The organism is Bradyrhizobium sp. 147, assembly GCF_023073935.1.
Lineage (GTDB): Bacteria > Pseudomonadota > Alphaproteobacteria > Rhizobiales > Xanthobacteraceae > Bradyrhizobium.
This window is the reverse complement of the sequence record NZ_JADPKL010000035.1, coordinates 1-818: the sequence shown is the minus strand read 5'-3', so window position 1 is coordinate 818 and position 818 is coordinate 1. Positions and strand designations below refer to the sequence as shown.

Annotated in this window: 1 protein-coding gene and 1 pseudogene; both read left to right on the top strand. The window is 61.1% G+C overall.

Going from position 1 to position 818, the window contains the following annotated elements:
* Window positions 1-411: pseudogene (locus IVA87_RS09085) on the top strand (IS21 family transposase); the annotation flags it as partial.
* Window positions 412-419: 8 nt separating this feature from the next.
* Window positions 420-818 (top strand): ATP-binding protein (locus IVA87_RS09080; RefSeq protein ID WP_247333397.1); only part of this gene is annotated, 399 nt, incomplete at its 3' end.

Here is an 818-nt window from a genome sequence, read left to right as displayed (position 1 = left end):
ATCGTTGCCGAGCACCCGCGATCCTTTGGCCGCGGCGATACCATCTACGACCCCTGGCATTATGTGCCGGTGCTCGCCCGCAAACCCGGCGCCTTGCGCAACGGTGCTCCCTTCAAAGACTGGGTGCTGCCGGCCGCGATCGAGCGGATCCGGCGCAAGCTTGCCAGCACCGACGATGGCAATCGGCAGATGGTCGATATCCTCAACGCGGTGCTGACTGACGGTCTGCCCGCGGTGGAAGCGGCCTGTGCCGAAGCGCTCAGTCACAGCGTCCATTCCGCCGATGTCGTGCTCAATATCCTGGCCCGTCAACGTGAACCCGCTCCACCGGCCAACATCATGACGCCGGCCACACTGACGCTCCGTCATGCCCCGATCGCCGATTGTGCCCGCTACGACAACCTCCGGAGGACCATCTGATGGAACGAACCCAAATCTTCGACCTCATGGGCGAACTCAAGCTCTACGGCATGAAGGCGTCCTTCGACGAGATCATGGCAACTGCCGTCAAGCGCCAGCACGAACCTCAGCGCATCGTTGGCGACCTGCTCAACGCCGAGATCAACGAGAAGCAAGCCAGGTCGATCAAATACCAGCTCACCATTGCCAAGCTGCCGCTTGCCAAGGACATCGCCGACTTCCAGTTCGACGGCACGCCGATCAATCAGACTCTCGTCAATGATCTCGCTGGCAGCGGCTTCATCGCCCAACAACGCAATGTCGTGCTGGTTGGCGGCACCGGTACAGGCAAAACACACTTGGCCATTGCCATCGCCAGAAGTTGCATCCGCGGTGGCGCTAGAGGACGCTTCTACAAC